The organism is Microcoleus sp. Pol11C2, from assembly GCF_036701505.1.
Lineage (GTDB): Bacteria > Cyanobacteriota > Cyanobacteriia > Cyanobacteriales > Microcoleaceae > Microcoleus.
Window position 1 is genome coordinate 70,800 of sequence record NZ_JAUBQX010000018.1, and the last position, 24,890, is coordinate 95,689.

At 46.7% G+C, this 24,890-nt stretch carries 15 protein-coding genes; 6 read left to right on the forward strand and 9 right to left on the reverse strand.

Going from position 1 to position 24,890, the window contains the following annotated elements; translation table 11 throughout:
• Positions 1-68 precede the first annotated feature (68 nt).
• Positions 69-1,877, reverse strand: a complete 1,809-nt coding sequence (locus QUA42_RS13080; protein WP_333137639.1) for an aspartate kinase — start codon at positions 1,875-1,877, stop codon at positions 69-71.
• 67 nt (positions 1,878-1,944) lie between these two features.
• Here QUA42_RS13080 and QUA42_RS13085 point away from each other — a divergent pair, with 67 nt between their 5' ends.
• Positions 1,945-2,142, forward strand: a complete 198-nt coding sequence (locus tag QUA42_RS13085) for a hypothetical protein (protein ID WP_333137640.1) — start codon at positions 1,945-1,947, stop codon at positions 2,140-2,142.
• Positions 2,143-2,170: 28 nt separating this feature from the next.
• Here the strand turns inward: QUA42_RS13085 and QUA42_RS13090 are convergent, their stop codons facing one another.
• Positions 2,171-2,914, reverse strand: coding sequence for a Uma2 family endonuclease (locus QUA42_RS13090; protein ID WP_333137641.1), 744 nt, complete (start codon positions 2,912-2,914; stop codon positions 2,171-2,173).
• Positions 2,915-3,025: 111 nt separating this feature from the next.
• Between QUA42_RS13090 and QUA42_RS13095 the strand changes: the two genes are divergently transcribed.
• On the forward strand, positions 3,026-3,685 hold the full coding sequence (locus tag QUA42_RS13095) for an HAD family hydrolase (protein WP_333137642.1): 660 nt from the start codon (positions 3,026-3,028) through the stop codon (positions 3,683-3,685).
• Positions 3,686-4,092: 407 nt separating this feature from the next.
• On the forward strand, positions 4,093-7,434 hold the full coding sequence (locus QUA42_RS13100) for a PAS domain S-box protein (RefSeq protein ID WP_333137643.1): 3,342 nt from the start codon (positions 4,093-4,095) through the stop codon (positions 7,432-7,434).
• A 572-nt stretch (positions 7,435-8,006) separates the two neighbouring features.
• Here the strand turns inward: QUA42_RS13100 and QUA42_RS13105 are convergent.
• Positions 8,007-10,253 (reverse strand): iron uptake porin, encoded by a 2,247-nt coding sequence (locus QUA42_RS13105; protein ID WP_333137644.1) that lies wholly within the window; start codon positions 10,251-10,253, stop codon positions 8,007-8,009.
• 171 nt (positions 10,254-10,424) lie between these two features.
• Between QUA42_RS13105 and QUA42_RS13110 the strand changes: the two genes are divergently transcribed.
• Positions 10,425-11,156, forward strand: coding sequence for a sucrose-phosphate phosphatase (locus QUA42_RS13110; protein WP_333137645.1), 732 nt, complete (start codon positions 10,425-10,427; stop codon positions 11,154-11,156).
• 445 nt (positions 11,157-11,601) lie between these two features.
• Entirely contained in the window at positions 11,602-11,955 is a 354-nt protein-coding gene (locus tag QUA42_RS13115) for a DUF6464 family protein (protein WP_333066483.1), read from the forward strand.
• An 82-nt stretch (positions 11,956-12,037) separates the two neighbouring features.
• Here QUA42_RS13115 and QUA42_RS13120 read toward each other — a convergent pair whose 3' ends face one another.
• The 6 genes from QUA42_RS13120 to QUA42_RS13145 all read right to left on the reverse strand — a co-directional run bounded on the left by QUA42_RS13120 (position 12,038) and on the right by QUA42_RS13145 (position 21,660).
• Positions 12,038-12,457, reverse strand: coding sequence for a late competence development ComFB family protein (locus QUA42_RS13120; RefSeq protein WP_333137646.1), 420 nt, complete (start codon positions 12,455-12,457; stop codon positions 12,038-12,040).
• Positions 12,458-12,462: 5 nt separating this feature from the next.
• Positions 12,463-12,771 carry a DUF1830 domain-containing protein gene (locus QUA42_RS13125; protein ID WP_333137647.1) on the reverse strand — a complete coding sequence of 103 codons (309 nt, stop codon included), beginning with the start codon at positions 12,769-12,771 and terminating at the stop codon, positions 12,463-12,465.
• A 1,066-nt stretch (positions 12,772-13,837) separates the two neighbouring features.
• Positions 13,838-14,224 carry a response regulator gene (locus QUA42_RS13130; protein WP_333036815.1) on the reverse strand — a complete coding sequence of 129 codons (387 nt, stop codon included), beginning with the start codon at positions 14,222-14,224 and terminating at the stop codon, positions 13,838-13,840.
• A 283-nt stretch (positions 14,225-14,507) separates the two neighbouring features.
• A complete protein-coding gene (locus tag QUA42_RS13135; protein WP_333137648.1) occupies positions 14,508-17,978 on the reverse strand; it encodes a PAS domain S-box protein in 3,471 nt (1,156 codons plus the stop codon).
• 270 nt (positions 17,979-18,248) lie between these two features.
• Complete coding sequence (locus QUA42_RS13140) at positions 18,249-20,171, reverse strand: response regulator (protein WP_333137649.1); 1,923 nt, start codon at positions 20,169-20,171, stop codon at positions 18,249-18,251.
• A gap of 202 nt (positions 20,172-20,373) precedes the next feature.
• On the reverse strand, positions 20,374-21,660 hold the full coding sequence (locus QUA42_RS13145; RefSeq protein WP_333137650.1) for a chemotaxis protein: 1,287 nt from the start codon (positions 21,658-21,660) through the stop codon (positions 20,374-20,376).
• A gap of 608 nt (positions 21,661-22,268) precedes the next feature.
• On the opposite strand from QUA42_RS13145, the gene QUA42_RS13150 reads away from it, so the two are divergent.
• Positions 22,269-24,815: an ATP-binding protein gene (locus QUA42_RS13150; protein WP_333137651.1), complete on the forward strand. Its 2,547-nt coding sequence runs from the start codon at positions 22,269-22,271 to the stop codon at positions 24,813-24,815.
• Positions 24,816-24,890: the final 75 nt, after the last annotated feature.

A 24,890-nucleotide genomic window follows, 5' to 3' on the forward strand; every position in this document is an offset into this window, starting at 1 on the left:
ATGAAATTTTTAAGCTTGTAGTTGGGATTCAGAGTCGGCCGGCGCTGAAGCGCAACTACAAACCTCGATTACGCGGGAACTTGGATTTTTTCGGTGCCGGCAAGTTCAAAGGCTGCGTGAATTGCCTTCAAAGCAGTTACACCTTGTTCCTCATCCACAACGCAGCTAATTTTAATCTCGGAAGTTGCAATCATTTGAATGTTGATTTGCTGGCGGGAAAGCGCTTCAAACATTTTTGCCGCTACTCCCGGATGCGCTACCATCCCGGAACCGACAACGCTAACTTTGGCTATTTGTGTATCGACTGCTACTTCGCCCCAGCCAAATTGGGGGGCGGCTTTTTCGAGGGCGTTTTTAGCAGCTTCGGCGTCAATTTGTGCTACGGTAAATGCAATGTCGCGAGTTAATATGCCGTCAATATTGTGACAGCGCTGCGACTGAATGATCGTGTCTACGCTGATATTTTCCTCGGCTAAAAGTCCGAACAGTTTTGCTGCTACTCCGGGTCGATCGGGCAATTGGCGAATGGCTAGACGCGCTTGATTGAAATCCAACGCAACGGCGCGGACTGCGGGCGGTTTGTGGGAGGATGAACGCAGCCCAATAGGGGAGTTGGCAACATCAAATGCTTTGCAGAGTTCGGCAACAGCCCGATCGCAATCTTCAGCATCGATCGCACAACTAACTTTAACCTCTGATGTAGAAATCATTTGAATGTTAATTCCCGCATCCGCTAAAGTCTTAAACATCTGCGCCGCTACCCTCGGACGACCGATCATTCCCGCACCCGCAATGCTAACTTTAGCTATTGGCCGCTCTTCTGCTTTCACTTCCGGTTCTCCCAATTCTGGGCGAGAATTCTTGCCGAGGGCGGGGATAATGGCATCTGCAACGGCGGCGGCTTGTTGCAGAGATTTTCGCGTCACTGTGAAGGCAATATCGTTAGTATTTCCTTCATGAATTGACTGAATAATTAAGTCTACATCGAGATTTTGCTGCGCGATCGCACCAAACAACCGCGCTGCTACGCCGGGGCGATCGGGCAAACGCAGCAGCGACACCCCCGCCTGATCTAAGTCAAATTCCACCGCATCCACCGCTGTTGCGAGCTCCAAACCCTCCAAAGACCGAAGTTTCGGGGGTGGGGACACTACCCGCGTACCGGGGGCGTCACTCCAGCTAGAAAGCACTACCAGCGGCACGCCGTAATTCTTGGCAATTTCTACCGCGCGCGGGTGGAGGACTTTTGCGCCCAAACTCGCCAATTCCAGCATTTCGTCGCAAGTGATTTCGTCCATCAATTGCGCGTCGGGAACCAAGCGCGGATCTGTAGTCAGAATTCCGGGCACGTCGGTATAAATTTCGCATCTGTCGGCTCGCAGCGCTGCAGCCAAGGCTACTGCGGTTGTGTCGGAACCGCCACGGCCCAAGGTGGTAATTTCCAATTCTCCGGCATCGGCGATGCCTTGGAAACCCGCCACCACAACGACTTTACCGCTTTTTAACTGGCTTTCAAGCCGATTTGGGTCGATTCGCAAAATCCGGGCGCGGGTGTGGGCGGCTTCGGTGACAATGCCAACTTGGGCGCCGGTGAGGGAAATTGCGGGCTGTCCCATTTCCTGCAATGCCATGCTCAAAAGTGCGATCGAGACTTGTTCCCCAGTGGAAAGCAACATATCCATTTCCCGCTTGTTGGGATTTGCGGAAATTTCCTTGGCGAGTTTAACTAAACCGTCGGTGGTTTTGCCCATCGCTGAAAGTACGACAACGAGAGAGTTGCCGAGCTGTGCTGTTTTTACAACTCGTCGGGCTACTTCCAAAATGCGATCGACTGTGCCAACCGAGGTTCCGCCATATTTCTGAACAATTAGTGCCATAGGACTTACACAAAAAGTGATGCAATACTTAAGTTAATATACGCAAATTTTTGATAATAACCGATGAATGTTTATATCGTTTCTGAGGAGGCTGCTAGGCGATCGGGTTTTTACAGCACATGATATTCCTAGCGACACTGAATTGCCGTGTCCCTACCGGCATCTGCGACTTATGGGAATTAAGATTTTTGATGGAAGAATTGAAGAATTGCGAAGGACTTATGAAGAACCCAACCCCGATAATCATCAGTCATCCCAAATCTAAAATCTAAAATCTAAAATCTAAAATTGTATTACCCCGATTCTAACTCTCCCAAACGCGCTTCTAAAGCTTGAATTCGCAACTCAGCTTCTATGCGCCTTTGTCGTTCTTGTTCTGCCCGCTCTTCGGCGGCCGGCAGCAAATTCCCGGAGGCATCCCACCAGCGCAGCCAAGGCAGTTCTACACCCTGATAAACCCCTTGCCAAATGCCTAATTCCACTCCTATTTGTGCGATCTGGTAATGTCCGCGCTCATTTGGTGGAACTAACTCGAACCGATCTTCTACCAAATGATACACTTCAACTTGTGCCTTTTTGACTTCATAAATGCCGTAAAAAGCAGGTCGAATTATCTGCTCGTAAATCCAGAATTTGCCTTGGCGAGGAGTGCTATCTCTTTCTTCACTGCCATCACCAGAAACAAATTCAAGTACAATCCGAGGCGGCATTAATTCCTGCCACATGACATAGGAGTGGGGAAGATTTCCGTCAAGAGTTGGCGGCACGTCGGGCACGTAAAACCAATCAGGCGCTTCGGATCCTCTTTCGGGCGGTTCCGGGGGCCGGGGCACTCGCCAGTAAATACCGGAATCTTGACCGATGCAGTATTGTCCGTCGGGATGAATTTGGTCTAAAATGGGTCGAATTGATGTTGTTAACAGGATGCTTTGAGGATGTTGTTGGAAGTTTTTCACAAAAGTACCGTCGGAGTCTGGTAATTGAGTGTGGTCAGGGAAATCTGTTGCTATAATTTCTGGTTTTTCGGTGACACTCATGTTGACCTCTTGAATGTTTAAAGATTATACTTATAATTAGTGACTTAGAGATTAATCATGCTATTAGGTCATTGGAAGCCTCCGATTGCTATATAGAAAATTTTCAGAAAGATGAGTCAGTACAAGTTAATTATTTTTGACTTCGACGGCACTTTGGCAATTACTCACAAAGCTATTGTATTTTGCTTTACCAAAACTTTTGAAAGTTTCAATATAACCCCACCTACTGCTGATATTATTATAGGTACGATCGGCATCAATTTACCAAAGTCTTTTAAAATCCTCCATCCGGCGATCGAGGAAAGCGCAATTGCTGAATGGGTTGAAACTTACCGCTCTTATTATCGGGCGGAAGGTGAAAAGCAGGTAGAGTTATTTACCGGAACAAAGCAAGTCTTGCAGTTGGCACGCAAGTCGGGATGTAACTTGGGAGTTTTCAGCAATAAACACGTTAGTTTTGTGAATTCGTTACTGCAGAAATTGAAAATTCACAGTTTTTTTGATTTGATTTTAGGTGACAACGGAGAAATGATTATGAAACCCGATGCGGCGGTTTTTCACTCAATTATTAAACCGCTGTTCCCGGACTTGGATAACAGTCAAATTTTAATGGTTGGCGATACAGCGATTGATTTGCTGTTTGCTAAAAATGCTGGGATAGATGTTTGTTGGGCGGCTTACGGATATGGCGATCGCGCTAAGTGTCTCGGCCTAGAACCGACTTTCGCGATCGACGATATTTCAGAACTTGCTGTGTTCGTTCAACATTAATTGTTACTGGTTTTTTATTAGTATCTTTTGAATCGTTTAAATCCTAGGTCTTTTATTCAAAATATTTTAATAGAGACTCCGGCTATCTAATTTTGATTCAATACAAAAAATAAGTGCGCGAATTTATAAGCTATCTAAACCCTGCCAAGTAAACCATACTAAAGATAGAGTGATCCCCAGAACAGCTATTATAAATTAACAAGTAGGATTCCTTTGAAGGTAGAAGGCACAAGGCAGAAGCAAAGAGGAAAAAAACGAGGGAAGCCAGATTTTTTTTAGGTAGAATTTACCGCCAAAATTCTGCACAATAGCCTTCTAACTTCTGCCTGTGGAAAACAGGCAATTCTGTTAAAGTCTAGGGTGTGCTGCCAGTCGGGATCTACAATAAACTCAATTTATAGAAACTCATGCAGATAGATATAAGCATTCCTTCTGAAACGCTATCGCCGACTCGTACTGGCGGCACACCGAATTTAATAGAAGAAGTATTTCGGCTGTACGATCGCGCCCTGGCAGCTACCAGCAACGGCATCGCGATCGCGGACGCTACCCAGCCGGACAGGCCTATAGTCTACTGCAACGGGGCTTTCGAGCGGATTACAGGCTACAATCGCAGCGAAATAATCGGGCAGAACTGCCGCTTCCTGCAAGGCCCGGATACCGATGGCGCTGCCGTCGATCAAATCCGCGTGGCCCTGAAACAACAGCATGACTGCAAAGTAGTTCTGAAAAACTACCGCAAAGACGGCACCCCTTTCTGGAACGAACTCAGCATCTCGCCGGTGCGCGACAGCAGCGGACTCGTTACCCACTTCATCGGCGTCCAATCTGATATCACCGATCGCTTCCAGGCAGAAGAAGCCCTCAAACAAGCCGAGACAAAATACCGCAGCATCTTTGAAAACGCCACCGAAGGCATATTTCAAACCGCCCCAGACGGGCGCTACCTCAGCGCCAACCAGGCACTCGCCCGAATGTACGGCTACGATTCCCCCTCAGAACTGATCGCCAAATGTTCGGCAAAAAACCTTTACGCCGATCGCACCCGCCGCGCTTCCTTCATGGCAGAAATCCGCACAAATGGCTCCCTGAAAGAGTTTGAGTCCTGCGTCCGCCGCAAAGACGGCAGCACTACCTGGATCTCGGAAAACGTGCGCGAAGTCCGCGACGAAGACGGCGAACTCCTTTACTACGAAGGAACCGTCGCCGAAATCGCCGATCGCAAACAAGCCGAAGCAGCCCTGCGAAATCAAGAATACTGGTTGAAAACCGCGATTAACGCCGTGCCCGACGCGATCAACCTCACAGACAGCGAGGGGCGCTGGCTGATTGCCAACGACTGCGCCCTCCAACTTTTGGGCTGGGAAACCGCAGACTACCAGGGTAAAACTACTGCCGAACTAGCTGCCGCCGCCGATCCCAGAGTCAGAGAAATCCTGCTAACTTGGCAGGAAACCGACGAAACCACCTGGCAAGCAGGCACTCTTACCTCCAGCCGCCAAATTGTCCCCTTGCCCACAGGCGGCAGCAATTTGTTTGAAGTGCGGAAAGTGCCACTGTTCAACCCCGACGGTTCGCGCAAAGGTTTGGCCGTCGCGGGGCGGGACATCACGCAGGAAGTGGAAGCGGATGCAGCTTTGCGAGATAGCGAACAGCGGTTTCGGGCAATTTTTGAACGCGCTGCGATCGGCATGGTAGTCGCTACCCTCGAAGGTGTTGCGATCGCCACTAATCCGGCATTTCAAGCTATGCTAGGGCGATCGGAAGCTCAACTGCGGGGTGTCGGCCTCGACGACTGCGCGCACCCGGAAGACGCACAAGTTTCGCGCGAGTTACGCCAACAGTTGGTCGCGGGATCCCGCGAAGCTTACCAAATCGAGAAGCGCTACCTCCGCCAAGACGGCAGCATCAGGTGGGGACGCCTCAGCGCCTCTGTCATCGACAGCAGTCAGGGAACGCCACAGTTTATTTTGCAAATGGTAGAGGATATTACCGATCGCAAACAAGCCGAGTCAGCTTTGTTTCAAAATGAGGCTAAGTGGCGATCGCTAATTCTCAACAGTTCCGACATCATTACTATTCTCGACGCCAGCGGTCGCATTGTTTACGAAAGCCCTTCTGTAGAAAGAGTGTTAGGCTACGAAGCCGATGAACTCGCCGGTCAAATTGCTCTCGATTCGATCCACCCTGACGACCTGCCCTCGGTGATTTCCGACGGCGAAAAACTGATGGCAAATCCAGGCGCTCCGATGGCTCTAGAAGGTCGGTTCCGGCGCGCTGACGGTTCTTGGTGTTTTCTTGAAGGTGTCGGCATCAACTTGCTAGCAGACCCCGCTGTGAAAGGAATTGTGATCAACTCCCGCGACATGACGGCGCGCAGGCAAGCAGAGTACCGCCTCAGCAAAATCAACGAGTGCTTTTTGGGATTCACCACCGACGCCGCTGAGAACATCCAGCGGTTGACATCCTTAGCCGGCGAGCTTTTGGGCGGAAGCTGCGCCATCTACAGCCGTTTAGGTGGCGGACTGCTGCACGCAATCGGGACTTGGCAAGCGCCACCGGACTACCCGCTGATCGATCGCGCCGAAGGCCACGTCTGCACCGACGTATGCCACAAAGCAAGCGATCGGGCTGTGGCTATTCCTGACTTGCAGAACACTATCTACGGCAAAACCGATCCCGCTGTCATCCGCTACCAACTGCAAAGCTATCTGGGACAAGCAGTGCGGCTGCGCGACAATTACGTGGGTGTGGTGTGCGTTGTCAACACTGAGCCCATCACGCCCACAGAAGCCGACTGCAAGCTGATCGGAATTATTGCCGGGGCGATCGGAGTTGAGGAAGAACGGGCCGCCGCCGCCGATCGCGATCGGCAAAAATCCCAAGAATTGCAAACAGCTTTGCAGGAATTGCAGCAAACTCAAATGCAGTTAGTACAAACCGAAAAAATGTCTTCCCTCGGACAGGTGCTAGCAGGAATTGCCCACGAAATTAACAACCCAGTGGGCTTTGTCGCCGGCAACCTCTGCCACGTCCGAGGCTACGTTCTAGACTTATTAGAAATCGTGCAGGTGTATCGAGAAGAGTACCCGAATCCCCCAGCCAAACTTCAGCAACAAGCCGATGATATAGACTTAGAATTTTTAGCAGAAGACCTGCCCAAGTTGCTCAATTCGATGCAGACCGGATGCGAGCGCATTGTAGAAATTATTCAAACTCTTCGCAATTTCTCGCGGGCAGACGAAGCTAAAATCAAGACTGCCGACATTCACGAAGGTTTAGAAAGTACCTTGTTAATGTTAAACACCCGACTGAAAGCCAAAGCCAACTGGCAGGGCATTAAAGTGATTAAAGAATACGGACAACTGCCGCAAATAAACTGTCATCCCGGACTGTTAAATCAGGTATTTATGAATGTATTGGCAAACGCGATCGACGCCTTGGAAGAAAGCAGCAGCCAAGCCAAAGACACCGGAATTTCTATCTTTCCTACTATTACCATTAAAACTGAAACGATTGATGAAAAGAGCATTTTAATTCGGATCAAAGACAACGGTCTGGGCATTCCCGAAGATCAGATTGTGCGTTTGTTTGACCCGTTTTTTACCACAAAACCCGTAGGTAAAGGCACAGGTTTGGGTTTATCAATTTCGCACCAAATTGTCGTTGAAAAACACAACGGCAAATTGCAGTGCTTCTCAGAACCAGGTAAAGGCACTGAATTTATCATCGAAATTCCAATTCGTTGACATCAGGACAACGCTAATCAGGATATCATATCAATTCCGGTTGCACTCCTCATGATTGTTGACTGTTGACTGTTGGCGGTTAACTCGGGGTCGAAAAACTGAAGGATGGTTGAGTGTTGACTGTTGACTCGATTTTACGCCCGACGATGAAGCGCGGATTTGCTATCAGTGGTTTGACACCCTAGTCTAATATCAATTCCGGTTGCATCGGAATAGTCAAATCCAGTCAACAGTCAACAATCACGGATGGATGGTGTCACCGAAATTGATAGAATTTATCTGCGTTAATCTGTGTTGATCTGCCTGTATCTGCGGTTAAAAAAAGAGAATGTATTAACCGCAGATGACAAGGGATTGACGCTGATTCACGCAGAGGTCGAGAAGAGAGATAGGAAGAATTCCGAGGCTAACAGATTTGATATAACGCGGTAAGGTGTTTCAGGCATACCTTACATATAGCAGTTTTCAACAGAGTCAGGTAATCTACACTCAGCGCCCCATTACCGATTATTAATGTGTAGCTGACTCAACTGAAAAATACTATAATAATGTTCAAGTCAGCCCTGATTTACTTAAAAACTAAACTGCGTCCGCAAATTGCCGACAAAAATTGTCGGGTTGTTATCGAAATTATTGGCATTGCTGATCGCATAAAATGCTGGCACGATCGAAATATGGTCGGTGAGAGGCAAATAATAAGTTGCCTCAATTTCGTACTGCGTGCCGCCATTCCCTCCGCCAGAAACCAGAAACCTCCGACCGCCAGTAAAGTCAAAAGGTACTAAATATGACACCGTAAGCAAAGCTCCTTCTTTGAACAAATCGGGAAATGCAAGTCCTAACTGATAAGATTGATTTTTGATCGTGCCGTCGGGTCGGTCAGTCTTGGGAAATATATTGGTTTCGGCGTAGCCGTAGCGGCCGAAAAGACCAAAGCGGCGACTGACTAACCAATCGAAATTGAAACTATAAGTATTCGACGTCGAATTGCCCAGGCGGCCGCCGAAACCGTCATCTGCCACACCGTTTAACGGCTTGCTGTTAGGAGATCCAATTAAGCCACCGATTTGCTGGATGTTGGAACGGCTGTACAGAAAACGCAAATTAGTCCGCTCGCTCGGACTGAATGTTAATTCTGCTGTAGTCGTATTTGTCCCATCAAACAAGCCTTGAGACGGATTGGAAGCTGAATTAAACACGGAAGTGGGCAAAAATTCCGTACTCTCCCCCAAGTAGCCAAAACGCAGTTTCAATGCGCGGCCGATATCCCACAAAACCAAAGCACCCGCACCGCGTCTGGTAGCGCTTAATAAAGGGCTGTTGTTAGAATTAAAGCTGCTCGCACCGTCTACGAAAAAGTTAAACCTATTGTTGTCAAAGTAGCGGTAGAAATTAATCCTCGGCCCGACTACTACTTGCAAGCTGTTGCTAAGCGGGAACCGATAGGAAAGTTCCCGCAGGATAACTTCATTGGGATTTCCTCCCGCAGTTTGATCGAGGAAAGGAGTGCCAAATGTATTGAACAGGCCCGTAGAAGTATATTGATTGGCTGGGGAATTGCCGTTACCTACAGCTAGCTGTGTAATTAATTCGTCTTTCCCTGTAAAAGAAGTAGTGAGAGTCAACCAAACTAACTGACTGAAAGTGATTTCTGGGTCGTCCACTCTCTGCACAATTGGTCTGTTGGTGACAGGATCGCGTCCGGCTACTCGATCGAGCGGAGCAGCATTTCCATTGGTTGCTTCAACTCGGACTCGCTTGCTCGCAAAAGCTCCAGTCAGGTTAAACCAAGCAAATGCGTTTAATTTAGTGGTAGTTGAAAATTGATTGGCTTCCAATTCGGCAGTGCGGGCTTCTAAAGCATCGACTCGACCGCGCAATGTAGCTAATTCTGCTGCAAATTCTTCTTGCAATCTTTGCAAAGCAAGTAAATCTTCTCGCTTGACTAAATTACCACTAGAACCGCCAAGTTGTTTGGTAATTTGGTCTAAGCAAGCGTTTAATCCGGCGGCGAATTCATACCGAGTCATTGCTCGATTGCCTCGGAATGTGCCGTCTGGATATCCCGCAATGCAGCCGTATCTTTCTACTAGGGATTGCAAGGCTTGAAAAGCCCAATCAGTCGGCCGCACGTCGGACAGTTGGGAAACAGAAGTGACTTGTGCTGCGTCTTCTTGTATGCTGAGGTCATCAGCGGTGCCCGTCTCGCTGCTGATGTCGGCAACTTTGCTGGCTTCAGCAACTTGTTGAGACTGAGGAGAGTTTGCAATTTCTAACTCCTGTGGGGGCAATTCGCGAATTGCCTCCGTTATTTCTGGGGTTGTTGTTGCACGATCGACTGTTGCTATATCTGTTTGGGGTAAAGCGCGATTCACCCATGCTATATCTGTTTGAGGTAAAGCGCGATCGACTGCTGCATCTGTTTCGGGTAAAGTACGATTCACCCATGCTGCATCTGTTTCGGATAAAGCACGATCGACTGTGGCTATATCTGTTTGCGGTAAAGCGCTATTCACCCATGCTGCATCTGTTTCGGGTAAAGCGCTATTCACCCATGCTGCATCTGTTTCGGGTAAAGCGCGATCGACTGCTGAGTTAGTCTCTGCCGTGCTCGCCGCTAAGTGCGGTATCTCAATCTTACCTGCTGCCAGCGCTGCGTCTGGGGTAGCCGTAGAGACGGCACTCGCTTCTAACGCAACTTCTGGAGTTGAGGTATCCTGAATTTGAGCTGTTGCTGCGATCGGCGCCAAAGGCACTGCAGCACCAGAAATCAAGAAAGACAGCCAAAAAGCTTTAACGGAGGTTGCATTATTCACCATAAAACTCACACCACTTATTGAAAATTAAATCTGGCCAATGTTAACCGATAAGCTTGCTTATAAATGTAGTTGGTTTAACAAATTCTTATAAATAGTTAAAATTATTTTAGGAAGCGAGCAATTCCCAATCACTAATGACTGAAGACTACTGACTCCTGACTAATTCCCCAAATGAAGTTTTTATTAGTTACAGATTTAGACAACACGCTAGTCGGAGATGACGAAGCAACTCAAGTTTTCAACCAGCGCTTGCAATCACAGCGATCGCAAATTTGTTTGGTTTACGCTACCGGGCGTTCTAATGCTTCAACTTGCGAATTAATTGCCCAAAAGCAACTGCTAGCACCCGACTATTTGATCGCAGGTGTAGGTAGCGAAATTTACCAAGACGGAATCCTCGATTTAGATTGGGCGGAATATCTTTCTCAAGACTGGGATAAAATGGCGATCGCCTCTTTAGCTCAGCAGTTTTCCCAGCTTAAACCCCAATCCCTAAAAGAACAAAATCCTTGGAAAATCAGTTATTGTCTGGAACCAGCAGCAGAAAATAGCTCGACTGTCCAGGCTTTGCAGCAAAAGTTAACTGAATCGGGACTGCCAGCTCAAATCATTTTTAGCAGTAATAGTAATGTAGATATTTTACCGCAAACTAGCAATAAAGGCAATGCCCTTTTTTATTTACAAAAGCGCCTACAAATTCCATCTGAGGCAACATTAGTTTGCGGTGATTCTGGCAATGATATCAGTATGTTTGAACAGGCTGTCCGGGGAGTAATCGTTGCTAATGCTCTGTCAGAACTCTTAGAATGGCATCGCGAATTTGGCACTACAAATCATTATTTAGCTGGTTCTGTTTGCGCTTGGGGAATCATGGAAGGAATGGCATATTTTTGGGAATTTTGATTGCCAAAAAAGCGGTTTGGTTTGTAGTCAGCAGTTAAGTCCTCATACAAATCAGAGGACTGAAGTCCTTAGTACAAACCCACCTCAAGCACCCCAAGTCCTGCAAACCGTTAAAATCTGTTCAGGAATCTCAACCGCGTATCGATTGAACCTGCGAGTTGCGATACCATCAGCGTGTACTGCTTTATCAAAGCTAATCGAACTTAACTTTAGTTACCTCAAGCGAGTTGAAGTTTATTTCCTAGCCTGTTGGGCGGAACGTAGTGGAGGGAGTCGGCTATCCCAAGATAAGTCGCCTATTCCTCGAGCGCCAAAGGTTCTATAGTTAAGTGTAGCGCCTAAACCTAAATTACTCTCTCTATAAAAACTTATCTTTCTAGATGAACAAGATGTAGGTTGAGTCAACTATTTGCCCCTTTAGTTCAGTTCGCGAACGCACCGCCACATGGAACAAAATACTTTACCTGTAGAGGTGATTCTCTCTCACCCCCGCCAATATTTAGGTAGCATTCGGCTGGATTGGACGCCACAACCGGGGAACTATCTAGATTTAGAGGGACAAACCTACGCTGTCTTGGAACGCCACCACCGCTATCAACTCAAATCCGGCCGCTACCGACTGCAAAAAATTGCCCTGTACGTGCAGTCGGCCACACCGCCGACGGAAAGAACTTTTGTAAGCGGCATCTGGGTTATCGGAGATGCTAGCTGTCGCTTTAATGCTCGATCGGAAATTCTGCGCTGTGCTGTCAATCCCAATGGCCCGTGCAACTGCTGCTGCGATTACCAAAAGTCTTGAACCATCGAGTCAGTACACAATTCCACCTCGCCCAACCGAGAGGGCCGAGAATCTCGGCGTCTCCCTCATTTACCAGAAACTATCACAACCAACTAGCAACTCTGGAATCGAATTTAACTTCTTCAGGCAGGGGGTAATCTATCTTCTCATAGCTGTGCAGCACGTCACGAATGCCAGTATGAATCAAATTTTCTATGTGCAGCAACTGCTCTGAAGAACAGCGAACCTGAACTGTTTGGTTTGACACAGACTCGCCGGAGTCGATCGCAGTATATCTATTAGGAACTCGGCTGAGCACATAAGCAATTAACTCCTGTCGCAATCCCGAAGGCGAAAAAGCTTGTTGGTATGGGTGCTTCGGATAAGACTCCAAGATAATTTCTACTTCCTCTGTTACTACAGCTAAGGTAATATTGACAAGATTTTTCTGCATTTTCCCTGTCCCCAAACACTCGTTAACTAATATTTTTGTGCCCGTTCTCGATATCGTCTGATTTCTCATAAATTTTAACCGGCTAATACCGCCAATCGTTCTTCGGTCATCACCAGCTCGAACTCGGAACTTACCTCTTCTATAACCCGCAGCACGTAGCAGGGAATCTTGTCCGATAAAATAGCACTTGCCACCGTACCAGTGTGAATTTCTAAGACTGCTTCAGCAGCAGCTTCAAACATCAGTCGCTGTCCCGGAAACAGCACTTTTTCAAAGTACCAATTAGGAATGTTCCCAATCCGAACCACCTGAACTAGGTTGGTAACATTTGCGTAATAGCACAGAATCGGGTTGTTACCTTTATAAGATAGCTGATCAGACATTAAAAAAATCTCCACACTCTTTCAAAAACTTACTGAGACTTGGCTTTGCCTGTTAGTGGCAATTGCGAGTTTGGCTCTTGATCAAACGACCGACTTATTTTTGGGGTGTTATTCGAGAGCGCAAATCACATCTTCAGTTATTAATTTTTGTAGCATTGAGTTATCCTGCCAACACTTAGAGGTCTGGCGCAGAAACTCCGTTTTTCCCGGTTAAAAAACCCAGTTTGTTTGGTATGCAGGGCCTATATCCTGACTTATTGAGGTTGGTTGTACTGTAGCAGCAGTTAATTGAAAGTTCCGTCACTTTGCCGAAGTCTCCTGACAACAGATTCACTCTTTGGCAGCGGAATGGTGCTGAGAGTGCGATCGACCTTAAGATCAAGAGCTTGGAGTAAACTTTATCTAAAAAATATGAGGAAATTATGAAGACCATCATTTTTTTTAATAAATATACTTTGGCCGAAGCAGGGATTACAAGAGTTAGGCAAAAACCTGGTTTTTTAGCCAAAAACTTGGTTCCATCTGTGATCCTGGGTTAAAAAACCAGGTTTCTCAGGGAACTCTGCGTAAATCTGGGGTTAGCAGGCTGAAACCGGGTTTTTCACCCAAAAACTTCGCTGCATCTGTGATTCCGGGTAAAAAAAAACCGTTCTTGATGCCAGTGTGCGTAACTTCTGGAGGAGTTATTCTGCCTGTAAATACGGTGATAGCCGATCGGCTTTGGAGGTAACAAAAAACCCCGACTCCCTGAGATTATCTCTAGAACTTATAGGGAATCAGAGTTTAAATTAACCAATCACCGATCCATCTCAAAGCTAAATCAAAAAAATGAGGAAATTATGAAAATAGCCGGAAAAACTAGAACTTTCGTGAACGCATCAACCCGGTTTAATAACGTAATTGCGTGATTTTCGGAATAGTCAAGAGAACCAGAAAGCGGATTTTCGATCGTCATCCGGCTTTAATGCCCTTGATTCTGCCGTCGGGGTGGGCCGACTTTGTTGGTCTAGTAGCGGTTTCAAATGCCGAGTTTGATATGCTATCTGCGCTCGCCTTTTACCCCAGTTTAAAGCAACGGTTCCCAACCCAGAATGTCCGCCACTTGCTGTGCCAAACTCAAAGGATCGAAAGGCTTGGCAATCACCCCCGCTACCCCCAAATCAGCAAATTCGCTCAAATCCATCGCCTGCACCTTAGCCGTCAGGAAAATCACCGGAATCCCCCGAGTAGTCGCATTGTTTTGCAGCAAACCAAACAGAGTAAGTCCGTCCATATCCGGCATCATCACATCTAGCAGAATAGCGTCAGGGAGTTGAGTTTCAGCTAAAAGCAATCCTTGGCTGCCGTCGGGCGCGCTTAGTACAATCCAGCCGCCTAAATGTTCCAGACAGGCCTGAATCACGCTGCAGAGGTTTTTTTCATCATCGATGACCAGAATGCGCTTTGCTGACATAATTAAAACTCTAATTTTAAATTAATCATGGTAAACCGAAAAAGGACTTACGCACGCTGCCTCATCAACCGGGTTTCTTGAAAGATATAGCCAAAGGAAGAAGCAATAAAATTAAGAGTTTGAGCACTTAAAAACGTCCTAATCGTCGGGCGCGGTTGATATATTTTGCCGCTCACCTACTTAAACCCTGAACTGAAAAATCGAGCTATCAGCCTCCCAAAATCATTCTACCCGCGTGGGTTGTCAGGAACTTGAGCTTTCGCGAGATATTATCAAAGCAATCTCAAACCTCCAAACTTTTTCCCCCTTCGCCTTCCAACGGTGCAGGCACTGTGAAATAGAAACTGCAGCCTTGTGAGACAACACTTTCGACCCAAATTCTGCCCCCATGCTGCTGTACTATGCTGCGACAGATAGCCAAACCCAAACCCGTACCTCCTTTTTGGCGGGAGTCTGAAGCATCGACCTGTTGAAACCGTCCAAAGATAGTTTCTAGTTTATCGGCAGGAATCCCCCGCCCTCGATCTTTGACTTCAAATAAAACCCGTGAAGCGTAGCTATCCCGTAGGGAATCGCCCAAATCTTCCACCCTGACAGTTACTGTACTCCCTGGATCGGAGAATTTAATCGCATTGCTCAACAAATTTACCAGCAGTTGAACGATTCTGTCGGGGTCAGCCCAAATTTGGGCTGTTGCGGGCAAAATCGACAAATCAATGTTATTTTCAGCAGCCAAAGAAAGTACAGCTTCTGCAGACTTCCGCATCAAAACCTGGGCATCGCACCACTGCTTGACGAGGATAACTTGGCTCGAATCGAGCCGCTCTAAGTCGAGAATATCGTTTACCAAACGCACTAACCGTTCAGTATCGCTGGAAGCGATTTCTAACATCTGTTTGGCAGTTTCCGGTTTACTTTTGAGTACCCCAGCCGCCAGCAAACCTAAAGAACCGCGAATGGAAGCAAGCGGCGTTCGCAGTTCGTGGCTGACAATTGAAATAAACTCATTTTTCATTTTTTCAATTGCCCGACTTTCTGTGATATCTGTGACTGTGCCCACGTGACCAATTAGTTGAGATCTGTCGGAAAAAATCGGAGCTGTTTTAAGCCGACAAAACCGGATGGTTCCGTCTCGCTGGATGTGGCGGAATTCGCAGGAAAATTCCCCATCTAGCGATTGCGATTGGGACCACTTAGACAGAATTAGTTTGAGGTCTTCGCGGTGAACAAAGCGCATCCAGCCGTTTCCTAAAGCGGCTGCAGGTGTGAAGTGGCCAATTGCTTGACAGCGAGGATTTGTATAAGTACATTTCCCCTCAGTATCGATTTTGAAAATACCGACGGGGGAACTCTCGCTCAGAGAGCGAAATAAAGCTTCGCTTTCCCGGAGTTCTGCTTGAGAGCTTTCTAGTTCTCTGGTTCGCTGCAAAACTCGCATTTCTAACCGTTCGTTGAGCTGTTGGAGGGCGGCTTCAGCAAGTTTGCGATCGCTAATATCCCGGTGCACTGATACCCAGTGGGTAAACTCACCTGTTTCGTCAGCTATGGGCACAATGCTCATTTCTACCCAAAATTCCGTCCCGTCTTTGCGGTAATTGATCGAATCAACCCGCACGGGCTGCCAGGTTTCTAAAGCTGTCCGAACTTGATCGAGACTTGCGCGGTCGGTTTTTTCTCCTTGCAAGATGCGCGGCGTTTTGCCCACAACTTCTTCTAGCGTATAGCCGGTCATCCGCGTGAAAGCTGGATTGACATAAATAATTCGCGGCCCCGGTTCCTCAATCGGTTCAGCTTCGGTAATTAACACGGCGTCGTTAGTGGTGGTGACTGCTGATTCCAACAGGCGCAACTGTAATTCTCTAGCTTTGCGATCGGTAATTTCTGTAACAGTCCCCACCATCCGCACTGCATCGCCGGCTTCGTTGTAAAAAAACTTACCTTTCCCCTCCATCCAGTGAATGCTGCCGTCCGGCCAAACCACGCGGGTTTCGTGACAGTAATCTCCTCGCTGGGCGATCGCCTGATTTATAGCATTCTCCATACTTTTTAAATCTTCTGGGTGAATGCAAGTTGCAAAACTTTGATAAGTTCCGGCAAAAGTGCCTGGGGTCAACCCAAACAACTCTTCGTGTTCCCTCGACCAAACTATGCGATTTTTCGGCACGTCCCAGTCCCAAAATCCAATTTTGGTAGCCGACAAAGCTAAGCTGAGTTGCTGATTGGTTTTCCGCAACTCCATGCTAGTAATAGCAACTCGAAGTTCTCGAGCTATTTCGATTTCGCAGCGCTGCCAAGGCAAAGATTTTGACCTCACAGTTTCTTGCCACAAGTCAAAGGAATTGCGAGGAGACAGTGGCCTGCTGCCATCCGGGTTAACTTCAATTTCCCCGTCTGGTTTACCGGCCCAGTTGACAGTTTGAATTGTTTCTGGACGGAACCACAAAATGTAATAATTTTGCATTTCGGACATGGCAAGTACCAGCAAACCGCTAGCAACTTCTTTAAACTTCTCGGATGGCGGATACAGTTTTGAGAGAGAATCTGTATGAAAAATATCATTATTTCTTTGAGTTTTTATCCAAGCAATTAAGCTTTTTATTTCTCCCAATTCCGGGGTTTTGCCGAGGGTTGTTAAATTTTCATTGGCACACACAACTCCACCCGTAGCGCCCACTAAGGTCAGCAATTCATCTCTGGATTTAAGTAAACCTTCTACAAACCAGTGTGATTGAGAAATTTGGGTGACAAATTTATGGCAATTTTCTTTTAAATAAATTGCATATTCCCAATTTTCGCTATCTTGTTTGTAGCTAAGTTCTAGATTCACAAACTTGGCTAGCAGTTCGCAAGCCTTTCTTGTTTCGTAGTTGACATACTTTCGTGTTGGGTGGTGACAGGCGATCAATCCCCAGAGTTTTTTATCTTTGATTAATGTCAAGGTCATGCTAGCACCAATGTTCATGTTCTTGAGATATTGAACATGGCAAGGGGAAACTGCTCTCAACAAAGAAAAGCCCAGATTCAGGGGGCGACCGGTCAGCGGATTGCAGTGAGGAATTAGTTCTACAGGCTGACAGTTAATATCCGGAATAAACCGAATTGAATTCATGTTGAACAGGTTTCTTGCCTGGGGGGGAATATCGCCAGCCGGATAGTGCAGTCCCAATAAAGGAGCCAAACTTTCTACTTTGTCTTCTGCGACAACTTCCCCCGCCCCGGTGGCATCAAATTGATAGACGATCGCTCGATCGAAACCGATCATCCTCCGCACTTCTTCAACTGCTGTCTGACACAGCACTTGCAGGTTTGGTGTTCTGTGGATTTTGTCGATCGGCTCTTGGACTAAATGATAAAAATTGAAAGAATCGCTAGGTTTTGGGGAAACAGCCGACTCGAGTTCAAGAATTAATGCTGAACTAGATTGATGCACCGTCCCCTGAAAAAAAGACTGGCGGTTTTGACTTTTGAATGATAATCTGATACCGTTAGATTGATCGCAGTTTTCAAATAAAGCTTTTTCTATAGCCTCAATTTCCTCAGTTTCGACAAATTCCTGTAAAAATTTGCCCAAAAGTTCTTCGGGATAAATGCCGAGATCCTCAAAAATATTGTTACTAACTTGCAAAATTTTTAAATCAGGAGATTCCAGCACTAAAAGGATGCCATGAGGTTGGATCGCAGCCGGGGCGTAAATTAGTTCGCAGTTGCTGCCATTGAGATTGTCTGTGTCTGAGGGCAATACCATTGCTTTCATCTGATTAATACTTCTCTAAATTAGCCTGTGTTCTCGATCGGCGGGCCAGCATCAATCAACAGCACCGCGTCGGATTCACACAATCTAACAATCCCAAGTCTTGGCTAAGGCTTCCTGATTTGTTTCGGACACGCACTGCATATTTGCTCCTAGTTATCCCATTTAAAAAAAAGAATACAACTGTAGGTACGTGATCGAAAGCCATATCTTATCAGTCATTCCCAGTTCTTCAATTCTTTAATTCTTTAATTTTTTAAATCTAAAATGGGATTAGCGCTGTGCCTGAGCCAGTCTGTTTCTGAGTTGAGTCCGCTCCAAACGATTCAGGAGGCGAGCAATTAATTCCGGTTTCACGATCGGCTTGTTCACGTAGTCGTCAGCACCTGCGACAAACATTTGGCGCACGGTTTCCGATTCGGAATGAGCTGTCAAAAATAGCACGGGGAGCTTGCTCCAGCGCAAATCGTTGCGAACTGCCAAACACAGCTCGATACCGCTGTAACCGGGCATCTCCACATCTAAAATTAGCAAATCCGGACAAGTTGTTTCGAGTACCTCCCAGAACTTTTCGGGATCGTCCAATGTTGTTACTTGAAATCCCCAAGGTTGTAGAATCAGTTGCAGTGCAGCCAATAGATGCACGTCATCGTCTACCACCATAACTTTAGCTTCAGCAGGGCCAGTCTGGTCGAGTAGTTGGGCGACTGCTTTGAGTATATCTGCTGGGGGGATAGATTTGTGTAAAAAGCCCGAAGCTCCCAAACGAGCAACTTCTATTCGATCGCTCAATTGATTGTGCCCGCTAAAAACCATCACCGGAATTTCGGGCTTTTCACTGCGGAGTTCGGCTAAGAGAGAAAGTCCGTTTTCCTGAGATCTGGAAAATGTCAAATCCAGCAAAATCGCGTCGGGAGGCTGTTGAGAAATTGCATTTCTTGCCGCTTGCGGAGAGTTGGCGACTTCTATCTGGAAGTCGGAACCGGATGCTACTGTTTTCAGTTGATCGCTCCCAAAAGTATCATCATCAACAATCAGCATTCGGCGCTTTTGGGAAACCGCAGGAACCAAATCGCCTTCTGGTTCGGCCGACGGGCGATCGAATATCTGTTTGAGCTGATGCAGAAATCCCTCAATCTGCTGAGCCGTATCCGGTTTCCAGATGTTTTCAGCCTTGAACAAATGTTCTATCTGGCGCGCAACTTCTGAACCTTTCGGCAGCCCTAGAGTTCCCAAAGAACCGACTAATTTGTGAGCTTGGGCTTGGGCTTCCTGGCGCACTTCGCCCTCCAAGCTTCCGTTTTTCAGTTGAGCGATCGCGCGATCGAATATCGCCACCTTTTCTATAAAATTAGCTTTTAAATTTTCCCGCATTTGGGCAATCGCATTCAAGACTTTGAGACGGCGCTCGTCTTTGTTTAATTCCTGGAGCGACCCGCTGGATTCAGTAGATAAAGTCTCTTGAGTTTTAGCAGTTTCTGCCGTTTCCTGCCCAACTTGTTGGCTCTCAATCTCCTCCGGCAGACTTTTGAGCCGATAGCCCAATCCGTAAACGGTTTCCACTAAATCTACAGTCATCCCGGCTGCTTTCAGCTTCTGCCGCAGCCCCTTGATGTGAGCGGTAACGGCTTCTTCTTGAGGAAATTCACCGGCCGACCAAATGCGATCGAGGATGGCGCTGCGACTGAAAATGCGCCGAGGATTTCTCAGGAAAAGTTCTAGCAAATTGTACTCTTTGGGAGTCAAGTGCAGCACTTTTTCGGCATAAGTTACTTCCGTAGTGTCCGGGTTGACTTGCAGTTTTTCCCAGGTCAAATTTGTACTCGACAAAGTTGCCTTACCCCGGCGCAGCAAAGCCCGAATTCGAGCGATTAATTCTTCTAGATTAAAGGGTTTGACCACATAATCGTCTGCACCCGCCTCTAAACCTTGGACTCGATCGTTGCTGCTATCTAGCGCTGTCAGCAGTAAAATCGGCATTTGGCAGCCGGACGATCGCAATTTTCGACACAAACTAATGCCGTCGAGTTTAGGAATCAGCACATCCAAAACAATCAGGTCGTAATCGTATGCCTGCACCAAATGCAACGCTGTTTCACCGTCGGCTGCCGCATTCACATTGTAATTGTGAGAGTTCAGCGCTTGAGTCAGCAAACTGACTGTAACTGTGTCATCTTCTACCAGCAGGATTTTCATAAACGTCACCTGTCCTTCCAACTATTTTTGGAACTTTTTATCGGTTTTTGGGGCTAATTAAATAGCCTTTTTACAACTGAATTTAAAAATTCCCCACCTTCAGTATAACAAATAGTATTCTGGAAATAGAATAATTGTAAATTATTATTTTTATTTTATTTGTTTGCCTCTCGAAATATTTCATTATATTTGGGCTGGGATTTTATGGCTTTTTGGACTTCAGCGCCTGCTGAATCTTTTGAATCAGATATTGCGAGGAATCTTGATGTTTAACTAAGTCTTCCAACTCGGAAACCGTGACTTCCGCTTGTTCTCTCTCTCGCACTAAAGAATCAGCGGTAACACTTTTTATGACTCCCAAAGGTTCTTGGATAGCGGTCAATGAATTGAAATTTTTTTCCGCTATTAATTCTTCTAACTCTAACAGGGCCATTTCTGCGCGATCGATCTTGATCGTCACGGATTTAGCCACATTAGCACCTGCTCTTGCTGCCTCCGTGAGTTCGTGAACTCGAAGTTTAAACCGGCTGGCAATTTGCTCCATTTGAGTCCCCAATTCAAAAGTTTTACTTGCCAGCCTGCCAATTTCTAGACTCACTTTGCTCAGACCACTGGGCTGACTTCCCATTTGATTGGTAACTACAGCCACCTGTACTGCTAAATGCCTGACTTGTTCGATCGCCTCCCGGATGGTTCGGGAAGTGCGGTTAACCGTTTCTAAATCATTAGCTATGGCTTTGCCCACGCCCAAAATTTTATCTGTATTGTTGCAAATAGAATTAGCACCTTGAAAAGTAGCTTGAAATGCTTGGCGACCTTCCGAAGAAATCAGTTTCGCAATCCTCACAAATCGCTGATTCATTTGAGCAATTTCTTCAGCTTGTTTGATAAGTGCCACTTGCTGGGAACTAGGATTGGCATAGGACTTTTCTGTTTGACGTTGGTGGATTTTTAAAAGCTCATTACATTCGTGAACCTTAGCCTGTTCTTGTTGAAGTAGCGCCAAATACTTGTGTCTTTCTACTCGGTATTTTTGAATAACTTTGTTAGCTTGCGCTAAAAGTTTTGACTGGGCAATCACCAGAGTATGAACGTCCAAAAGGTGGTGGCTCTGGTCTTCTCTTACCACAATAATCGGTTCATAAACCAAGTCTTTGTGCCTGTTGAAAGACGCTTGCACGGCATCGTCAACTTTCCAGTTTGCCGAAAGCAGCAAAGGCGGAATTCTAATAAAATCTAACAAGGCTCGAATCGGGTGTGACCCGTAAAGTTCTAGGCGATCGGGAAAACTCATTTGCTCTCGAAATTTGACGCGAGAAATCATGCCCAATACCTGTGATTCATGAGTAATAATGACTCCCGGCAGATCGGGTTCTTGCTCAAATCTTTCAGCCACTACCTGTCCTAGAGTTGCAGCGCTCACTTGGAAGTCGTGACACGGCAGATGTCCGATCGTGAAATCGGGGGTGAGTTGAGTTGGATTGCTCATTTACCCGGATAGTGTTAAGTACAAGTTAACAAATTATATATTAATATTATACTGGAATAAGATTGTTGAAAGTAGTCAACGACCCAGCACGGAAGTGACTGGGCTTCGCGCCTAAAACTTCATTTTCAGTTGACCAGCCTGACAGTAATGACACCAAGCGGATGCGTAGCTAGTCCCCTGTTCTGTCGTTAAGGGTTAAACATTTTTATTTGGGTTAAGGACGTGCCATTAGCCGAATCCGCTCAGAAAACAAAGGCGCGTGCTAACTTCACCCCAGCAATGGGAGTGGAATTGCTTAGTTTCAATCAACAACCCGGTTCACAAACACCACGCGAAGCGATCGATTATACAGCCGTATCCCTTCCCCCCGTTTCCTCCTACCGCTTTCGCGCTCGTAAAGCGCTGAAGCGGGGGTTACTCGCCCAGAAGAAAGAGGACAACTATAGGGAGAAATTAGCTCTCTGGCTCCGGGGCCTTCTATTACCTACTTTCTGACTACTGTCATCTCAAGTCTGTTGGATCGGCCGCGCCTGTTGTGCCACGGGTTCCGTCCTCACAACAGAGGCATTCATATTTTGTTCTTTAAAACAACCGGGAAAATATCTAGATTGAAACCAAAAACCTTAAATCGGACTTTGCCGCTAGCAACCTTTGAGGCTGCTTACCAGTTGTTACAGCAAATGGCTGAAATCCCAGGGGCGATTTGGCTGACCGACGATGCGATCGCTGATTCTCAAAATCTGGACAATTCGTCGGAAAGGTTTGCAGCAGTGGTATCAGAGCATTTTAGCGCACTGCTGCGGGGCAATCTATTAGATGAGTTCGCAACAAACGGACACAAGCACAGCGAACAAAATCTCCATTCGCAATTGAATGTGCAGTTGACTTTCGACCCCGGGGCGATCGCCAATTTCCTGTCTCCCCTGGCAGACAAACTCGCAGAAATAACGGGCTCACCCTCGTGGAAAATTGACATTCGCGCCCTCAAACAAGCAATTAAAAATATACAGACTAACTCGGCCGTTCTTCAAAGCGAATTCACCCTAAATTTGCTGGATATTCTCGCTGCCAATGCCAGCAAAAATAATCACCTGCCCCTACACAGCCAAACAGAAATAGAGGGAAAATCCGCGCCCAAAGTTATAGATCCAGAAACGCTACAAAGCCAGATTGCTGAAGCCGTCAATCAATTACAAATTGCCAGTCCCTGCATTTCATTTTGTCAGCCAGTAGAAGATGCTTTGCAGCAACAGCTTGAACAAGAGCGACTTTTGAATCAGGTCACAACTCAAATCCGCCAGAGTCTGGAATTGCCTGTAATTTTGTCAAAAGCAGTCGAGCAAGTGCGAGAGTTTTTGGAGGTCGATCGCCTGTTAATTTATCAATTTGAAAAAGTTCCTGCGCCGCACAAGGGCGAGTTAGCTAAAGAAATACCGGCGGCGGTTTCTGGGTCTGGCGAAATCCCCGAAAATTCCGGGTCTTACTTGTATTTAGGTCGCGTTACCTACGAAGCTTTAGCCAATGATGGTATCTCGTCTGTACTAAATTTTAGTGAAGACGCGCAGTGTTTTACCAATGGAGTCATTGACCGAGAGAAATATCGCAAAGGTTTGGCTTTGTGCGTCGCGGATGTGGAAACAAGTTACTCTTCGCAGCCTTGTTTTTTAGAGTTGATGCGGCGGGCGAAGGTACGGGCAAAGTTGCTAGTGCCGATCGTAGTTCAAGACGACTTGTGGGGGCTGCTAATTGCCCACCAGTGTACTTTTCGCGAGTGGGAAGAAAGCAAAAAAACATTTTTGCGACAAATAGCAGAACATTTGGCGATCGCCATTTACCAAGCCGAACTTTATGCACAAGTCCAGCAGCAAAAGCGCACCTCAGAACAGCGCGTAATAGAACGCACGCGAGAACTGCGCGATGCACTGGTTGCCGCCCAGTCTGCCAGCCTCGCCAAGAGCGAATTTTTGGCAGCTATGAGCCACGAATTGCGGACTCCTCTCACCTGCGTCATCGGCATTTCCGACACGCTGCTGCGGTGGTCTTACGGCAAAGTTGGCAGTAAAGAAGTGCCAGTGCAAAAGCAGCGGCAGTACCTGCAAACTATCCGAGACAGTGGCGACCACTTATTAGAATTAATTAACGATATTTTAGATTTATCGCAAGTAGAAGCGGGAAAAGCAATATTAAAAATTAGTGAATTTTCACTTTCTAAATTAGCTTCTCAGAGCCTGCACGCCCTCAAAGAAAAAGCTGCAGCTAAGGGCGTGGAACTGCTGCAAGAACAACGGCTCAAACAAGAGTGCGATCGCTTCATCGCTGACCCCCGCCGCTTGAGACAAATTCTCTTCAATCTTTTAGGAAATGCGATTAAATTTACTCCCAAAGGCGGGCGAGTCATCCTGCGAGTTTGGGTGACAGAAGATAAAAATCGAACGCCGGCAGTGCGGCAGCCCGGTACTGCACCGGCAGGCAGCACCGCTGTTTTTCAAATCAAAGATACCGGCATTGGAATTCCCGAAAATCAGCGGTCGCTTTTGTTTCAAAAATTCCAGCAGTTGGATTCCCCGTACCGCCGCGAATACGGCGGCACCGGTCTGGGATTGGCTTTAACTAAACAGTTAGTAGAGCTTCACGGCGGTGCGATCGAAGTCAGCTCTACAGTTGATGTCGGCTCTACTTTTACGGTTTTTATACCCATCCAAACTTTCAGCAAAGATGAATCCACAAAATTTACATATGAAAAATCGAATTCATCTTTACCGCTGCATTCTTCCTCGTGGGGCAGCCTCGTACTCGTCGAAGAAGATGAAGAAACTGCCATGCTGATTTGCGATATCCTGACAGCAGCAGGACTGCAAGTGGTGTGGATGATTGAAGGTTCGGCGGCGGTCGAACAAATTGAACTTTTGCAGCCGAATGCTGTGATTGTCGATATGCGTTTGCCCGGTATGAATGGCTGCGAAATAATTCACCAACTGCGCCAAAAACCCGCTACTGAAAATATCAAGATTCTAGCTTTAAGCGCTAATGAAATTCCGCCAGATCAGATATCTTTCGTGACGGCGGGAGCTAACGAGTGTTTGGCTAAACCGATTCACCCTGAGCAATTGCTGGACAAAATTATTTCTTTAATGGCCGGGATTGGTAATGGGTAATACAATTTTAGATTTTAGATTTTAGATTTTAGATTGGGGAATGACTCATTGGATATGGGTTGGGATATGGTCTAC